Source organism: Brevundimonas fluminis, assembly GCF_003934285.1.
Lineage (GTDB): Bacteria > Pseudomonadota > Alphaproteobacteria > Caulobacterales > Caulobacteraceae > Brevundimonas > Brevundimonas fluminis.
This window is the reverse complement of sequence record NZ_RQWJ01000006.1, coordinates 64749-78695: the sequence shown is the minus strand read 5'-3', so window position 1 is coordinate 78695 and position 13947 is coordinate 64749. Positions and strand designations below refer to the sequence as shown.

14 protein-coding genes and 1 tRNA gene are annotated in these 13947 nt (G+C 70.3%); 10 read left to right on the top strand and 5 right to left on the bottom strand.

Annotated elements, in window-relative coordinates; all coding sequences use genetic code 11:
• Positions 1-84: 84 nt before the first annotated feature.
• From EFJ44_RS13215 to EFJ44_RS13195, 5 genes are read left to right on the top strand one after another with little or no spacing between them, the layout of a single operon-like run.
• The gene (locus tag EFJ44_RS13215; protein ID WP_125257700.1) at positions 85-936 is read left to right on the top strand and encodes an SGNH/GDSL hydrolase family protein; all 852 of its coding nucleotides are present in this window, start codon (positions 85-87) and stop codon (positions 934-936) included.
• Positions 933-2132, top strand: a complete 1200-nt coding sequence (locus EFJ44_RS13210; RefSeq protein ID WP_125257699.1) for a GDSL-type esterase/lipase family protein — start codon at positions 933-935, stop codon at positions 2130-2132. The genes EFJ44_RS13215 and EFJ44_RS13210 overlap by 4 nt, the downstream gene beginning before the upstream one ends.
• Position 2133: 1 nt before the next feature.
• A complete protein-coding gene (locus EFJ44_RS13205) occupies positions 2134-3537 on the top strand; it encodes an MBOAT family O-acyltransferase (protein ID WP_125257698.1) in 1404 nt (467 codons plus the stop codon).
• Between the two features lie 13 nt (positions 3538-3550).
• Positions 3551-4165, top strand: coding sequence for a hypothetical protein (locus EFJ44_RS13200; protein WP_206426922.1), 615 nt, complete (start codon positions 3551-3553; stop codon positions 4163-4165).
• A gap of 39 nt (positions 4166-4204) precedes the next feature.
• Positions 4205-6679, top strand: coding sequence for a S9 family peptidase (locus EFJ44_RS13195; protein ID WP_125257697.1), 2475 nt, complete (start codon positions 4205-4207; stop codon positions 6677-6679).
• A 52-nt stretch (positions 6680-6731) separates the two neighbouring features.
• On the opposite strand, the gene EFJ44_RS13190 is transcribed toward EFJ44_RS13195, so the two are convergent.
• Positions 6732-7508, bottom strand: a complete 777-nt coding sequence (locus EFJ44_RS13190) for a hypothetical protein (protein ID WP_125257696.1) — start codon at positions 7506-7508, stop codon at positions 6732-6734.
• Between the two features lie 169 nt (positions 7509-7677).
• Between EFJ44_RS13190 and EFJ44_RS13185 the strand changes: the two genes are divergently transcribed.
• On the top strand, positions 7678-8037 hold the full coding sequence (locus EFJ44_RS13185) for a hypothetical protein (protein WP_125257695.1): 360 nt from the start codon (positions 7678-7680) through the stop codon (positions 8035-8037).
• Between the two features lie 23 nt (positions 8038-8060).
• Here the strand turns inward: EFJ44_RS13185 and EFJ44_RS13180 are convergent.
• Positions 8061-8136 (bottom strand) — tRNA-Lys (locus EFJ44_RS13180).
• A 154-nt stretch (positions 8137-8290) separates the two neighbouring features.
• Here EFJ44_RS13180 and EFJ44_RS13175 point away from each other — a divergent pair.
• Genes EFJ44_RS13175 through EFJ44_RS13165 form a run of 3 tightly spaced genes read left to right on the top strand, consistent with a single transcriptional unit; the run spans position 8291 to position 10360 of the window.
• The gene (locus EFJ44_RS13175) at positions 8291-9787 is read left to right on the top strand and encodes an amino acid permease (protein WP_125257694.1); all 1497 of its coding nucleotides are present in this window, start codon (positions 8291-8293) and stop codon (positions 9785-9787) included.
• Entirely contained in the window at positions 9787-10140 is a 354-nt protein-coding gene (locus tag EFJ44_RS13170; protein ID WP_125257693.1) for an Hpt domain-containing protein, read from the top strand. The genes EFJ44_RS13175 and EFJ44_RS13170 overlap by 1 nt, the downstream gene beginning before the upstream one ends.
• Before the next feature lies 1 nt (position 10141).
• The gene (locus tag EFJ44_RS13165; RefSeq protein ID WP_125257692.1) at positions 10142-10360 is read left to right on the top strand and encodes a hypothetical protein; all 219 of its coding nucleotides are present in this window, start codon (positions 10142-10144) and stop codon (positions 10358-10360) included.
• On the opposite strand, the gene EFJ44_RS13160 is transcribed toward EFJ44_RS13165, so the two are convergent.
• The 3 genes from EFJ44_RS13160 to EFJ44_RS13150 are packed head-to-tail and all read right to left on the bottom strand — an operon-like array spanning position 10361 to position 12198.
• Positions 10361-10633 carry a chorismate mutase gene (locus EFJ44_RS13160; RefSeq protein ID WP_241209815.1) on the bottom strand — a complete coding sequence of 91 codons (273 nt, stop codon included), beginning with the start codon at positions 10631-10633 and terminating at the stop codon, positions 10361-10363.
• A 43-nt stretch (positions 10634-10676) separates the two neighbouring features.
• On the bottom strand, positions 10677-11480 hold the full coding sequence (locus EFJ44_RS13155; protein WP_125257690.1) for a ferredoxin--NADP reductase: 804 nt from the start codon (positions 11478-11480) through the stop codon (positions 10677-10679).
• A gap of 58 nt (positions 11481-11538) precedes the next feature.
• Positions 11539-12198 carry a TorF family putative porin gene (locus EFJ44_RS13150; protein ID WP_125257689.1) on the bottom strand — a complete coding sequence of 220 codons (660 nt, stop codon included), beginning with the start codon at positions 12196-12198 and terminating at the stop codon, positions 11539-11541.
• A 138-nt stretch (positions 12199-12336) separates the two neighbouring features.
• On the opposite strand from EFJ44_RS13150, the gene EFJ44_RS13145 reads away from it, so the two are divergent.
• Entirely contained in the window at positions 12337-13929 is a 1593-nt protein-coding gene (locus tag EFJ44_RS13145; RefSeq protein WP_164511925.1) for a sensor histidine kinase, read from the top strand.
• The last annotated feature ends 18 nt before the right edge of the window (positions 13930-13947 follow it).

Here is a 13947-nt window from a genome sequence, read left to right as displayed (position 1 = left end):
TCGCGTCACAGGCGCGTGAGGTGGTTTCCCTCGTGATTTCAGGTAAGGGTGCGCCTCCGAAGGGTTAACCGCGTGGGGGCGGGCGTGAAGTTCGGCGTCAATTCACTGACCGCGATGTTCGTGGCGGGCGTGGTGGGGGGGCTGGCCCTGACGCCGGACGGGCGCGCGTGGTTGAGGTCGCCCACTCTGATGTTGGGCGGACAGGCTAACGCTTCGGCCAGCCCCGAGCCTGAGCCACGGCCGGTCGTGGCGCCGCCGACGGCGCCCGTCGTGCAGGCGCAGGACGCCTCGGTTCTGAAGACGAAGGCCGGAAACCTGCGGATAGGGGTGTTCGGCGACAGCATGGGCGACGGCGTCTGGGCGGCGCTGTACCGCGAGTTCAGCGACGATCCGGGCGTCGAGGTGACCAAGTTCAGCGAGGTCTCCACGGGCCTGTCGCGCTACGACTACGTCAACATTCACGCCAAGACCACGCGCCAGCTGGACGACGGCCCGGTGGACGTCGCGGTGGTCGTGTTCGGCACCAACGACGCCCAGGGCATCGACGACGGCGGGACGGTGCACGCCTTCGGCACGGACGGATGGAAGGCCGCCTACGGCAGGCGGATCGACGATCTGGTGGGCCTGTTCCGATCGCGCGGCGTCGTCGTCTACTGGGTCGGGATGCCGCGCATGAAGCGCGAGGGCTTCGACGGGCGGATGGCGCTGATCAACGAGGTGGTCGAGGCGCGGATGAAGGCGCTGGGGGTCCCCTATCTGGAGACGGTCAGCCTGACCTCGGACGCGAGCGGCAAGTACATGCCCTATGCCGAGGACGGCGGGCGTCGCCGGTTGATGCGCGCCAACGACGGCATCCACATGAGCATGGACGGCTATCTGCGGCTGGCCGGTCCGGTGGAGGCCGCGATCCGGCGCGACGCGGGCCTGGCTGAGTGAGGGCGCTTCTGGCGGCCGCGCTGCTGGCGCTGGCCGCGCCGGCGGCCGGGCAGGAGGCCACGTGTCCCGGCGGCCTGTGCGGGGCGGAGGCCCTGAACCCCTGGTTCGAGGATCTGGCGCGGCTGGAAGCCGGGGCGCCGATCAAGGTCCACGTCGTGCAGATCGGCGACAGCCACACGGCCGGCGAGGTCATCCCGGGCACGGTGCGCAGCCGGCTTCAGGGCCGGTTCGGGCGCGGCGGACGCGGCTATCTGGCGCCGGGCATTCCCTACGACGGCTACGCCCCGCGGCAGGCGGTCGCGACGGTGAGCGGCTGGAGCTGGACGCCGAAGCCGGCGCGGGTCGGCGGCTATCTGAGCGCGGAGACGACCGGCCTTTTCGGTGGCCCGGCGCGCGTGTTCGAGGGCGGGGCGTTGACGCTGGCGCTGGATCCGGAAGCGGCGACGGCGCGCGTCGGTCTTTGCGGCCGGGACGGGCGTTGGCTCGTGGAGGCGGACGGAGTCGAGGCGGCGGAGCTGGAGCTGTTCGGCCCGCAGTGCCGCACGGCCTCGGTCGACCCGTCGGCGCGCAGCCTGACGGTGCGACCGACGGGCCCCGGCGGCGCGCTGGACGGGGTCTGGCTGGAGGGGGCCGAGCCGGGCGTGATCCTGAGCAACGTCGGCCAGGTCGGGGCGACCCTGGCGGACCTTCAGGCCCGCGACGAGGCGACGGTGCGGGCCGAGCTGGCGCCGTTCCGGCCTGACCTGATCATCCTCGCCTTCGGCACCAACGAGGGCTTCGACGGCGGGCTGGACTTCTACGTCTACGAGGCGACGCTGAGGGACCAGATCCGGCGCATGCGCGTGTTCGCGCCGGACGCCGCCATTCTGCTGCTGGGGGCGCCGGACGCCTTGAGGCGGGGCGAATCCCCGGCGTGCCGGGGCGTTCCGGAACGGGGACCGCCGGCGAACCTCGCGCGGGTCCGGCATTTGCAACGGCTGGTCGCGGCCGAGACGGGCGTCGCGTTCTGGGACTGGCAGGGGCGGATGGGCGGAGAGTGTTCGGCGGAGCGGCTGGCGACGTCGCCCGAGCCCCTGATGCGCGGGGACCGCGTGCATTTCACCTCGGCGGGCGGCGAGTGGATCGGCGGTCTGCTGGCCGACGACCTGATCGGCGCCTACGAGGCCTGGAAGGTCGGTCGGGCGGGGACGCCCTAGGATGCTGTTCCCGACGCTCGCCTTCGGCGTCTTCTTCCTGTTCGTCTATTTCACCTCGTGGTCGCTGGATCGCGAGAACGGACGGCGCAAGCTGTTCCTGCTGCTGGCCAGCTGGTTCTTCTACGCCCAGTGGGACTGGCGCTTCGTCGGCCTGTTGATCCTGTCGGCGGTGCTGAACTGGGGCGTGGCGGCGCTCATCGCGCGCAAGGAAAAGCCGTCGACGCGGAAGTGGCTGGTGGCGCTGGGCGTGGCGATCAACCTGCTGATCCTTGGCTTCTTCAAATACTACGGCTTCTTCGTCGAGGAGATGGGGCAGCTGCTGGCGCGGGTGGGCTGGGAGCGGGACCTGCCGCTGCTGCAGGTGATCCTGCCGGTCGGGATTTCCTTCTTCACCTTCCAGGGCATCAGCTACGTCGTGGACGTGCATCGCCGCACGACCGAGCCGGCGAAGAGCCTGCTGGACGTCATGCTGCTGATGAGCTTCTTCCCGCATCTGGTCGCCGGGCCGATCGTGCGCGCGTCCGACCTGCTGCCGCAGTTCGACCGAACGCCGCGCCTGACGCGGGAAATGGCGACGCATGGCCTGCTGCTGATCGTGTGGGGCCTGTTCAAGAAGACGGTGATCGCGTCGGAGCTGGCCGTGCGGCTGGTCGATCCGGTGTTCTTCGATCCCTCCGCCTATTCGGCGCTGGACGTCGCCGCCGCCGTCTATGGCTATGCGGTGCAGATCTACTGCGACTTCTCGGCCTATTCGGACATGGCGATCGGGATCGCGGCGCTGCTGGGCTATTCCTTCCCGCGGAACTTCGACCAGCCCTACCGCGCGCATTCGATGCAGCAGTTCTGGCGGCGGTGGCACATCAGTCTGTCCAGCTGGCTGCGCGACTATCTGTATGTGCCGCTGGGCGGCGGTCGGAAGGGGACGTTCAGCTCCAGCCTCAACGTGATGATCACCATGTTGCTGGGCGGCCTGTGGCATGGGGCGGCGTGGACCTTCGTGCTGTGGGGCGCCCTGCACGGCGGGGCGCAGGTCGTGGAGCGGGTCGGCAAGCGCGCCTTCGGAGAGCGGAAGGTCATTCCGATGTGGCTGGGCGTGCTGATCACCTTCCACGTGGTCTGTCTGGGGTGGATTCTGTTCCGGGCCGAGACCTTCGACCTGGCCGTGGCCATGCTGGAGGGCCTGAGCCGGTGGGGACCCGCGGTCGTGACGACTCCGTTCCTGCTGGGTCTCATAGTGGTGGGCCTCGGCATGCACTGGCTGCCGTCGCGGGCGGCGGAAGGGCTGACGGCCCGGCTGAAGGACGCGCCGTCGATCACGATGGGCCTTCTGATCGGCGCGGCGTTCCTGTTGGTCGAGGCCGTTCGGCCCGAGGGCGTGGCGCCCTTCATCTACTTCCAGTTCTGACGGAAGGCGCGCGATGACCGGACCGACCGACCCGAACGACCCCCGCCCGCCCGAAGAGACCGGACCTCCCGATCCGTTTCCCGCCTTCGGAGGACGGCCGACGTTCTCGCCGTTCCCGCCGCTGGAGCCCGAGCCGGCGCCCCTCGCGGCCGACCCTCAGCCCGAGCCTGAGCCAGAGCCCGAGGCGGAGCCGGCCGTGGTCGTTCCCCTGGCCGTCGCTCCGGAGCCCGACCCGCCCAGCGACTGGAACGAAAAGGCCGACGCCCACGATCTGATCGAGCGGGAGAGCCGGCTGAAGGCCATGGCCCGGTTCGCCTTCCCGCCCGGCCCGCCGCCGGACGACGAGGGTCTGGCCGCGCGCGACCGGCGCTGGGCCACGCGGGTGATTCTTGTGGTGACGGTCTTCATGGCGATCTTCAACGCCGGCTCCGTGCCCAACTGGTCGCGGCAGCAGGCGCCGGGCTGGGTGACCGACACGGTGCGCGGCGTGTCGGAGGTCTGGGCCGCGCAGGTCGCCCTGCTGGGCGCCGACCTGCCCCGTCAGGGCGTGCGTGAGGCCTATGAGGCCGCGCGTGACGCGGAGTGGGCCGGCCCGGAAGCGGCCGTCGAGGTTGCGCCCGCCGCATGAGCCGTTAGCGTGCCCCCACTTTTTCAGGGGAGCGTTCGCATGCGGGTTTCGGCATTCGGTCTGGTTTCGGTTCTGGCGCTGCTGGCGGCGGCGGGACCGGTGGCGGCGCAGCAGGCGGGAGAGCCCGTCGTCTATCAGCAGCCGCCGGCGCCGATCGCCGCGATTCTGGATTCCCAGCCCAGCCCGACGCCGAGCCTGAGCCCGGACCGGGAGACGCTGGCGCTTTACGACCGGTCGAACCTGCCGCCGATCGATGAACTGGCCGAGCCGATGCTCAAGCTGGCCGGATATCGGATCAATCCGCGGAACAACGGGCCGGCCAACAGCCGCGTGTCGTGGCTGACCGGGCTGAGCTTCCAGGACGTGTCGGGCGGGGCGGTGCGCCGGGTTCAGCTGCCGGACGGGGTGCGGTTCACCAGCCCCAGCTGGTCGCCGAACGGCAAGTCGCTGGCGTTTCTGGTCGACGAGCAGGAGGGCATGTCCCTCTACGTCGCCTCGACCGAGGGCGGGCCGGCGCGGCGGCTGACCACGGCGCGGGTCAACGCCGCGACCGGAAACGGCTTCGACTGGCTGCCGGACGGATCGGGTCTGCTGGTGCGGATGACGCCGGCCAACCGCGGCGCGGCGCCGGACGTGACGCGCGCGCCGACCGGGCCGATCGTGGAGGAGACCGCCGGTCGGGCGGCGCCGGTCCGGACCTACCAGGACCTGCTGGGATCGCCGGGGGACGAGGCCCTGTTCGACCATTACTTCACCAGCCAGCTGACGATCGTCGGGCTGGACGGGACGATGCGGAACATCGGCGGGCCGGGCGTGATCCTGGGCTCGTCGGCGTCGCCCGATGGACGCTACGTGCTGCAGACCCGGGCCAAGCGGCCCTATTCCTACGTCGTGCCGGCCGGCCTGTTCCCGGCCGAGGTGTTCGTGACCGACATGCAGGGTCGGGTCGTGCACGCGGTCGCCGACCTCCCGCTGAGGGACGACGTGCCGACGCCGTTCGACGCCGTGGCGCCGGGCCCGCGTTCGGTGCAGTGGCGGGCGGACGCAGACGCGACCCTGACCTGGGTGGAGGCCCAGGACGGCGGCGATCCGCGCAATCAGGCGACGGTGCGCGACAGCGTCTTCATGCTGGCGGCGCCGTTCGACGGGCGGCCGACGAAGCTGATCGACCTCGCCGAGCGCTACTCCGGCATCGTCTGGGGCGACGCGGACACGGCGATCGTCAACAGTCGCTGGTTCAACACGCGGCACGAGACGCGCTGGATCGTCGATCCTTCGAATCCGGGGCAGGGACGTCAGCTGCTCGAGCGGAACTATCAGGACCGGTACAACGACCCGGGCTTCCCGGTGACCGAGCCGGACGAGCGCGGTCGGGCGCGCATCCGCTTCGCCGCGGACGGCCGGATCGTCATGGCGGGGGCCGGTGCGACGCGCGAGGGGGAGTATCCCTTCGTTTCGCTGATGGATCCGGCGACCGGCCAGTCGGAGATCGTCTGGCGCTCGGCCCCCGGCGAATATGAGAGCGTGATCGGCTTCCTGGACGACACGGGGCGCCGGGTGGTCACGCGGCGCGAGACCCCGACCTTGCCGGCCAACGTCTTCGTCCGCGATCTGGACGCGTCGTCGATGACCGCGCTGACGGAGTTCCCCGACCCGGCGCCGCAGCTGGCGGGAGTGACGCGCGAGCTGATCACCTATGAGCGCGCCGACGGGGTGATGCTGTCGGGCACGCTGTATCTGCCCGCCGGCTACGACAAGGATCGCGACGGGCCGCTGCCGCTGGTGATGTGGGCCTATCCGGCGGAGTTCACCGACGCGGCCGTGGCGGGGCAGGTGGTCGACACGGCCAACCGCTTCGTGCGCCCCGGCGGCTCCAGCCACCTGTTCCTGCTGACCCAGGGCTATGCCGTGCTGGACGACCCGTCGATGCCGATCGTCGGCCGCGACGGCGCGGAGCCCAACGACACCTACGTCGAACAGCTGCGCGCGAGCGCCGAGGCGGCGGTGAAGGCGGTGGTCGATCGGGGCGTGGCCGATCCGGACCGCATCGCCGTCGGCGGGCACAGCTACGGGGCCTTCATGACGGCCAACCTGCTGGCGCACACGGACCTGTTCCGGACGGGCATCGCGCGCTCGGGCGCCTACAACCGGACGCTGACGCCCTTCGGCTTCCAGTCGGAGCAGCGGACCTACTGGGAGGCGACCGACGTCTACACCGAGATGTCGCCCTTCACCTACGCCGACAAGGTCAACGAGCCGATCCTGCTGATCCACGGCCAGGACGACGACAACTCGGGCACCTTCCCGGTGCAGTCCGAGCGGTTCTACGCGGCCCTGAAGGGTCACGGGGCGACGGTGCGCTACGTCGTGCTGCCGCTGGAGGCCCACGGTTATCGCGCACGGGAATCGGTGGGGCACACCCTCTGGGAGATGGTCCGCTGGCTGGACCGGCACGTGAAGAACGCCCCGCCGCGCACCCCGGCCGCCGCGCCGGCGGAAGTCGGGGCGCAGTAAGCGAAAGGGGCCCGGCGCAAACCGGGCCCCTCGTCACGTCGACGGGTCGGCGTCAGTGCTTGGCGGGCTTGTCCTCGTGCAGCGCCTTGGCGTGGGTCTGGCTGCCGCCGCCGCCGTCGGTCACGTCGCCGACGACCGAGTTCTCGGCCTGGACGGCGGGGCCGCGCGACGTTCGCCAGCCCTCGAAGTCGGACGAGAACTTCTGGCGCTTCTCGTTGCGCCATTCGTGGTAATCGCGGTCGTAGTTGGCCATCTGCTGTTCGCGCCAGTGCAGATAGTCGGGCTCGAAGTCGTGATGCGAGCCGGATTGCTGGCGGCCGGGCGAGGTCTGGCCGTACGACGAGGGGGAGCCCTGACCGTAGGACGACTGCCCCCAGGACTGGTTCGAGGGCGACTGGCCGTATGACGGCTGGCCATGGCCGCCCCCCTGGCTCCAGCCGCCCGAGTCCATGCCCTGCGAGCGACCCTGGTCGTAGCCGGAGGGGCCCATGTTCATCTGGCCGTGCCACGAGCTCTGCGAGCCCGGCCCGGAGCGCGTGTTCCACTGATCGCCCGCCGACTGGCCGTAGTTTCCGCCCCAGTTCGCCTGACCCGCAGAGGCCCCCTGCGACGGGGCACCGTACTGGCCATGGCCCTGGTCGTGGTCGCGAGCGTATCCTCCCTGACCCTGGGCATAGGGACTGTTGCGCTCATACGAGCGGTCACGCCCCCAATCCTGACCCTGACTGCGGGCGCCGTCGCCGTAGTAACCGCCGTCCTGGCCCTGCTCGGTCCAGCGCCCGCGATCCTGCTGTCGATCCCGGTCCTGATTGCGGAAGGGATTGTTCATGGCACGTCTCCTTGAGCTTTGATGATGTGGGAGAAATCCATGCGGGCGCGGCCGCGTTCCGTCGCTCGCGCGCCTGTGACAGGCGTGGCCGTTCGTCAGATTCAGTGGGATTGCGCCGCTGCCCGTCGAGCGCTGTTCTTCCAGCGTCGCGAGGGACAGGAGGGGTGCGATGAAGAAGATGCTGCTGATCATGGCCGGGGCCGCGGCCCTGGGGGGCTGCGAATCCCTGATCACCGGGGGCGATCTGATCCGTGAAGGGCTCCCCACGGCGACGCTGGTGTTCCAGAACAGCTCGACGCAGCCGATCGACACGGTGTTGATCTCGACCTGCGAGGCGTCGTCGTATGGCCTCGACCGGCTGCCCGAAGGCGTGACGGTCTACCCGGGACAGCGGCACCGATGGACGGTGTCGGCCGGCTGTTATGACGTGATGGCCGGAGCGGTCGGCGTCGGATCGACGCCCGGCGGCCGGATCAACGTGCGGCCGGGGGAGACGTTCACCGTCCTCTTCGACGGCAAGGACGACTGAGGGCCGGAGGCCGCCTGCGCCGATGGTGGGTGATCACAGGTTCGAACTGTGGACCCGCTGATTAAGAGTCAGCTGCTCTACCAACTGAGCTAATCACCCGAGCCATCGGTGCGGCTTGCCGACGGGCACGCCGTCGAAGGGGGCGGGACATAGCCTCTGCCCCCTCCCGGCGCAAGCGGGCATTTCAACGCAGCGGGTCCTCAGGTTAAGGTCGTCCGCGAATCCGCCGGGAGGGCGGACGGGGGAGATGACCATGGCGTTCTGGAACCGGCGACGCTCGATCGACGTGCTGACGGCCCCGCGCGAGGGGCCGGCGCTGAAGAAGACGCTGGGGTGGCCGCACCTCATCGCCCTGGGCGTCGGCGCCATCGTCGGGACCGGCATCCTGACGCTGATCGGCGAAGGCGCCGGTCTGGCGGGGCCGGGCGTGATGGTCAGCTTCGCGCTGGCCGGGCTGGTGTGCGCCTGCGCGGCGCTGGCCTATGCCGAACTGTCGACGATGATGCCGGCGGCGGGCAGCGCCTACACCTATTCCTATGCCGTGCTGGGCGAGGCGCTGGCCTGGATCGTGGGCTGGAGCCTGATCCTTGAATATTCGCTGGTCGTGTCGGCCGTGGCCGTCGGCTGGTCGGGATACGCCGTCGGCTTCCTGGAAGGGCTGGGGTTGCAGTTGCCGGCGGCGCTGGCGGCAGGGCCGCAGCTGGACTTCTCGCAAGGGTTCGTCGCGGCCTTGCAGGGATGGAACCCGGCGGCCGGGCTGGTCAACCTGGCGGCGGTGTTCATCATCGTGGTGGTGACGGGCCTGCTTCTGCTGGGCACGCGCGAGAGCGCGACGCTGAACGCCGTGCTGGTGGTGGTGAAGATCCTGGCGCTGGTGCTGTTCGTGGTGCTGGCCCTGCCGGCGTTCAACCTGCAGAACTTCGTCCCCTTCCTGCCCGAAGGCTTCGGCGCGCCGACCTTTCCCTTCCAGGAGCAGCTGACCGGTAGGCCGCCGATGGAGACGGGCGTCATGGCGGCCGCGGCCATCATCTTCTTCGCCTTCTACGGTTTCGACGCCATTTCGACGGCGGCTGAGGAAACCAAGAACCCCAGCCGCGACCTGGCCATCGGCATCGTCGGCTCGATGGTGGCATGCACCGCGCTGTATCTGATCGTCGCGGCCGCCGCGATCGGGGCCAGTCCGCCGGCGACGTTCGCGGAGAGCGGCGAGCCGCTGGCCTTCATCCTGCGCCAGCTGAACCAGCCCGTGGCGGCCCAGATCCTGGGCGCGGCGGCCGTGATCGCCCTGCCGACGGTGATCCTGGCCTTTCTGTTCGGCCAGACCCGCATCTTCCTGAGCATGGGGCGCGACGGCCTGTTGCCGCGTGGCCTGGCCAAGGTGTCGGAGCGGGGCGTGCCGGTGGCGGTGACCATCTTCACGGCCATCGTGGTCTCCATCCTGGCCGGAGTGATGACGCTGGGCGATCTGGCGTCCCTGGCCAACGCCGGGACGCTGGCGGCCTTCTTCGCCGTGGGTCTGAGCCTGATCGTGCTGCGGCTGCGCGATCCGAACCGGCCGCGCGTGTTCCGCGCGCCGCTGTTCTGGCTGGTCGGGATCATCACGATGGTCGGCTGCGTGATCTTCTTCTTCAGCCTGCGCACCTCGACCCAGGTCGCGTTCGTGATCTGGAACGTCATCGGACTGGCGATCTATCTGGCCTGGTCGGCGCGGAACTCCCGGCTGGCCAAGGGTGAAGAGACCGCCGCCTGATGGCCGCCCGCGACCTGTCGGGCGCGGTCGACTTTTCGGTGCTGGAGCGCATGACCGGCGGCGACGCCGGCGTGTCCGAAGAGGTGCTGGGCCTGTTCGTGCAGCAGGCCTCGATGTGGGCGCCGTTGCTGGACGTGCGGGAGGAGGGCTGGCGCGACGCGGCGCACACGGTGCGCGGCGCGGCGGCGGGGATCGGGGCGGGCGCCCTGGCCGAGGCCTGCGCCGCCGCCGAAGCCGCGCAGAAGGCCGACGCGCCGCCCTTGCTGGACCGGGTGCGTGACGCGCTGGATGCGGCGCTGGCCGACGTGGCGGCTTACCGGCACGAGCTGATGCTGCGCGGGTTGAGAGGCTGACATGAGCGTCGACGACTGGGCCGTGCTGCTCGGGTTTCTCGTCGCGATGGTCGGCATCGGGTTGGGGCTGCGAAAGTCGCTGAGCAGGGGCGCTGTACCGCTCCGCAGGTCACCAACTGATGAGGAAGTTCACGCCGCTCGTGGCTATGCCTGGGTGCTGTTTGCCGTGACGGGACTCATCTGCGGCGGGCTCTGCGTCTGGATCATCGCCGCCAACTGATCAGCCCCGCGTCCGGTCCCACTGCGCGAACTCGTGCGCGATGCAGCGGTCGATCAGGGTGCGCCAGACCGGCTCGGCGATGTCTGGCGAGAGGCCTGCGGGGCCGGCGGCGGCCAGGACCTTCCGCACCACGTCCTCGATGCGGGCGTCGTCGTGGACGACGTCGCGGCTGGGTTTGATGCGGGCGGCGGCGTCCATGTAGCGCTGACGCTCGGCCAGCAGGACGACGAGCGCGCGGTCCAGGGCGTCGACGCCCTGCCGGACCTCGGCCATGGTCTCGCAGGCCTCCGGCGGGGTGCGCGCATCCGCTTTCACGTCATCCGACAAAGGCGCGCTCCAGGACGTAGTCGCCGGGCTCGGCGTTCGAGCCTTCCCTGAGGCCATAGGACTCCAGCAGTTCGCCGGTCTCCTTGATCATGGCCATGGAGCCGCACAGCATGACGCGGTCGCTGTTGGGCGAGAAGCCGATCGGCAGCTGCAGGTCGGCGAAGAGGTCACCCGAGCGGATGCGGTCGGTGATCCGGCCCGGCGTCTCGAAGCGTTCGCGCGTGACGGTGGGATAGTAGGTCAGCTGGGCCTTCGCCTCGTCACCGACCAGCGGGTCGTCGTGGATGCCCGAGGTGAAGAAGTCGCGATAGGCCAAGTCGGCGACGTTGCGCACCGTGTGACAGACGATCACCTGGCCGAAGCGGCTGTAGGTGTCCGGGTCGCGGGCCACGGACAGCCAGGGCGCCAGACCGGTGCCCGTGCCGATCAGCCACAGACGCTCGCCGCCGGTCAGGGCGTCCAGCACAAGGGTGCCTGTCGGCTTCTTGCCCATCAGCACGCGATCGCCGGCCTCGATCTTGACCAGACGCGAGGTCAGGGGCCCGTCGGGCACGGCGATGGACAGGAACTCCAGCTCCTCGGCCCACTGCGGACTGGCGATCGAATAGGCGCGCAGGATCGGCTTGGCGCCGTCCTCGCCCGGCAGGCCGATCATGACGAACTCGCCGGAGCGGAAACGGAAATCCTCGGGCCGCTCGCAGGCGAAGCTGAACAGCTGGTCGGTCCAGTGCTTCACCCACAAGACCTTCAGCGAATGGAAGGGGCTGGGCTTTCCGGGCGCGGCGTCGGTCATCGCGGGGGTGAATAGGGGATGCGGCGCCGAAGCGGAAGGGTCGGGGGTGACGCGGGCGTCAGCGTCGCCATTCCAGCTTCGCCACCACGGCGCCGTCCTCCAGGTCGGACTCTACCCACTCAACGGCGATGCTGAAGCCGTGGGCCACCGGCGCCTCGGCCCCGACCAGCCAGTCGGTCTTGCCGTCGGGCGCAAACCCGCCGTCCTCGTGGCCCACGCGGGCATGAAAGGACAGGGGCCACGCCTCGGGCGCCCAGTCGAAACGCGTCCAGACCCACAGGTTCTCGTCGTCGCCGGTGCCCGACTGCGCCGGCGCCCAGACCGCGCCGGCGGACACGGCCGCGGCTCCAAAGGTCCGGCCGACCTGCACCGGGAACTCGACGTAGTCGACGTCGACGCCGTCCGGATAGACGTTCTGCCAGACCGCCACGTCGACGTCCCAGCCGCCGACGGCGCCCGCCCAGCCGACGTAGCCGGTCAGCTCGACCTCGGCGCCCTCGTAGTCGGCGATGTCCGCGGCCCACACGCCGCCGTAGGCGCCGGAGGAGTGGTACGCCGTGAACTCTCCGTAGGCGGAGGGCCGGCCCGCAGAGAGGTCCCAGCCGCGGTCCCTGTACTCCGAAGCCACGCCGGCCATGGTTTCCCACGACCACGATTGTGCGCCGGCGGGATGTGCCGAGGCCAGTGCGACAGGGACCAGAAGCAGACTGCGGCGCATGCGAAAACTCCAGCGAATGCTGGAGCTTGCAACTCCGAGGTTAAGCCAAGATTTCGTTCACCTTACCGAATAACCCCACCTTAGCGCCGGGTGGCGTACGCCGGTCGCATGGGGGCCGTTTCGCAACATCGCCGGGACATGTGGCGCATCCTCGCCGCCGCCTCGATCTGTGCGACGCTGCTGCTGGCCGGGGCCGGCGGTCTGGTGCTCTGGGCGGCGGCGGCCGTCGATCGCATCCAGGTCTCGAAGGAGACCGCTCTGGTCGAGCGCCGGCTCGAGCGGCTGAGTTCCGCCCTCGTCGACGACCTTCATTCGGCGACGATCTGGAACGACGCCGTCGTCGCCGTCGAAGCGCGGGACCTGGAGTGGCTGCAGGTCAATTTCGGCGACTACTACGCCGACTACATGAACCATGAGGTGACGCTGGTTCACGACGGCGACGGGGCCCTGCTGCTGGCGTCGCGGGAGAGCGAGCCGGTCGACGCGTCGCAGGTGGCCGGGCTCCGGGCCGCGACCGCGGGGATGCTGGACGCCGTCATGACCGAGAGCCGTACGGCGGCGCGGCGCGGCGCGGTCGCCTTCGACGCCGCGGCCAGCCGATCCGGCGCGGTGAGCGCCGACGGCAAGGCCTGGCTGGTCGCGATCTCGACCGTGGTCCCGGAGGACGACGGCACGGCACGCCCGGAGGGGGATGGCGTGGTCGTCTCGCTCAAGCCGATTTCGACGGTGGTCGAGAGCCTGGGCGCCGATCTCAAGCTGCAGGGCGCGGCGTTCGCGACCTCCGATCCGGGCGCCGCCGCCGTGGCCGTGGCGGGGCCCGACGGCCGGCCCCTGGGCTGGCTGACGTGGAGTCCCGACCGTCCCGGCACGGCGGTGGTCCGCGAGGCGGCGCCGTATCTGATCGCCCTGTTGCTGGTGCTGGCCGCGGCGGCCGCCGGCCTGGTGATCTGGCTGCGCCGCACCGGAGCCCGGTTGGCCCTGTCGGAGGCCGCGCTGATCGAGGCGCGGGATCGGGCCGAAGCGGCCAGCGAGGCCAAGTCCCGCTTCCTCGCCAACATGAGCCACGAGCTGCGCACGCCCTTGAACGGCGTGGTCGCGATGAGCGAGATTCTGGCGCTCGGGGAGCTGAGCCCGTTGCAGCGGGAGCGTCTGGACGTCCTGAGGGCCTCGGGACAGGACCTGCTGGGGATGATCGAGCGTCTGCTGCAGGTGACCCGGCTCGAGAAAGGGCAGGTGCTGGTCGAACGGGCGGTTTATGAGCCGGAGGAGGTCGCCCGGGCCGCGGTCGAGCGACATGGCGCCGCCGCGCGCGCGAAGGGTCTGACGCTGGAACCGGATCTGGCCGCCGCGGGCGCGCGGCTGGGCGACGGCCGGCACGTGGCGCAGGTGCTGGACTACCTGCTCGACAACGCCGTCACCTACACGAAGACCGGGACGGTCGGACTCTCGCTGCACGCCGACGACGAACGACTGCGGTTCGAGGTGCGGGACACCGGGCCGGGCATTCCGACGGAGTTGCTGCCGAGCGTCTTCGACGTGTTCATGCGCGGCGACGACAGCCTGACCAGCGCCACCGGCGGCGCGGGTCTGGGGCTGTCCATCTGTCGCAGTCTGGTCGAGGCCATGGGCGGACGAATAGAGGTCCACAGCGTCCCGTCGGAAGGCACGCGGTTCGTCGTCGATCTGCCCGCACCGGTGGTCGAGCCGGTCCGTACGTCGCTCGCGGCATGAGGTGAACGCGGGGGGTGA

What these genes read in the sequence shown, in the direction of transcription:
- EFJ44_RS13205 (WP_125257698.1), top strand. Translation starts at nt 2,134, where the DNA reads ATGCTGTTCCCGACGCTCGCCTTCGGCGTCTTCTTCCTGTTCGTCTAT.
- EFJ44_RS13200 (WP_206426922.1), top strand. Translation starts at nt 3,551, where the DNA reads ATGACCGGACCGACCGACCCGAACGACCCCCGCCCGCCCGAAGAGACC.
- EFJ44_RS13195 (WP_125257697.1), top strand. Translation starts at nt 4,205, where the DNA reads ATGCGGGTTTCGGCATTCGGTCTGGTTTCGGTTCTGGCGCTGCTGGCG.
- EFJ44_RS13190 (WP_125257696.1), bottom strand. Translation starts at nt 7,508, where the DNA reads ATGAACAATCCCTTCCGCAATCAGGACCGGGATCGACAGCAGGATCGC.
- EFJ44_RS13185 (WP_125257695.1), top strand. Translation starts at nt 7,678, where the DNA reads ATGAAGAAGATGCTGCTGATCATGGCCGGGGCCGCGGCCCTGGGGGGC.
- EFJ44_RS13175 (WP_125257694.1), top strand. Translation starts at nt 8,291, where the DNA reads ATGGCGTTCTGGAACCGGCGACGCTCGATCGACGTGCTGACGGCCCCG.
- EFJ44_RS13170 (WP_125257693.1), top strand. Translation starts at nt 9,787, where the DNA reads ATGGCCGCCCGCGACCTGTCGGGCGCGGTCGACTTTTCGGTGCTGGAG.
- EFJ44_RS13165 (WP_125257692.1), top strand. Translation starts at nt 10,142, where the DNA reads ATGAGCGTCGACGACTGGGCCGTGCTGCTCGGGTTTCTCGTCGCGATG.
- EFJ44_RS13160 (WP_241209815.1), bottom strand. Translation starts at nt 10,633, where the DNA reads ATGGCCGAGGTCCGGCAGGGCGTCGACGCCCTGGACCGCGCGCTCGTC.
- EFJ44_RS13155 (WP_125257690.1), bottom strand. Translation starts at nt 11,480, where the DNA reads ATGACCGACGCCGCGCCCGGAAAGCCCAGCCCCTTCCATTCGCTGAAG.
- EFJ44_RS13150 (WP_125257689.1), bottom strand. Translation starts at nt 12,198, where the DNA reads ATGCGCCGCAGTCTGCTTCTGGTCCCTGTCGCACTGGCCTCGGCACAT.
- EFJ44_RS13145 (WP_164511925.1), top strand. Translation starts at nt 12,337, where the DNA reads ATGTGGCGCATCCTCGCCGCCGCCTCGATCTGTGCGACGCTGCTGCTG.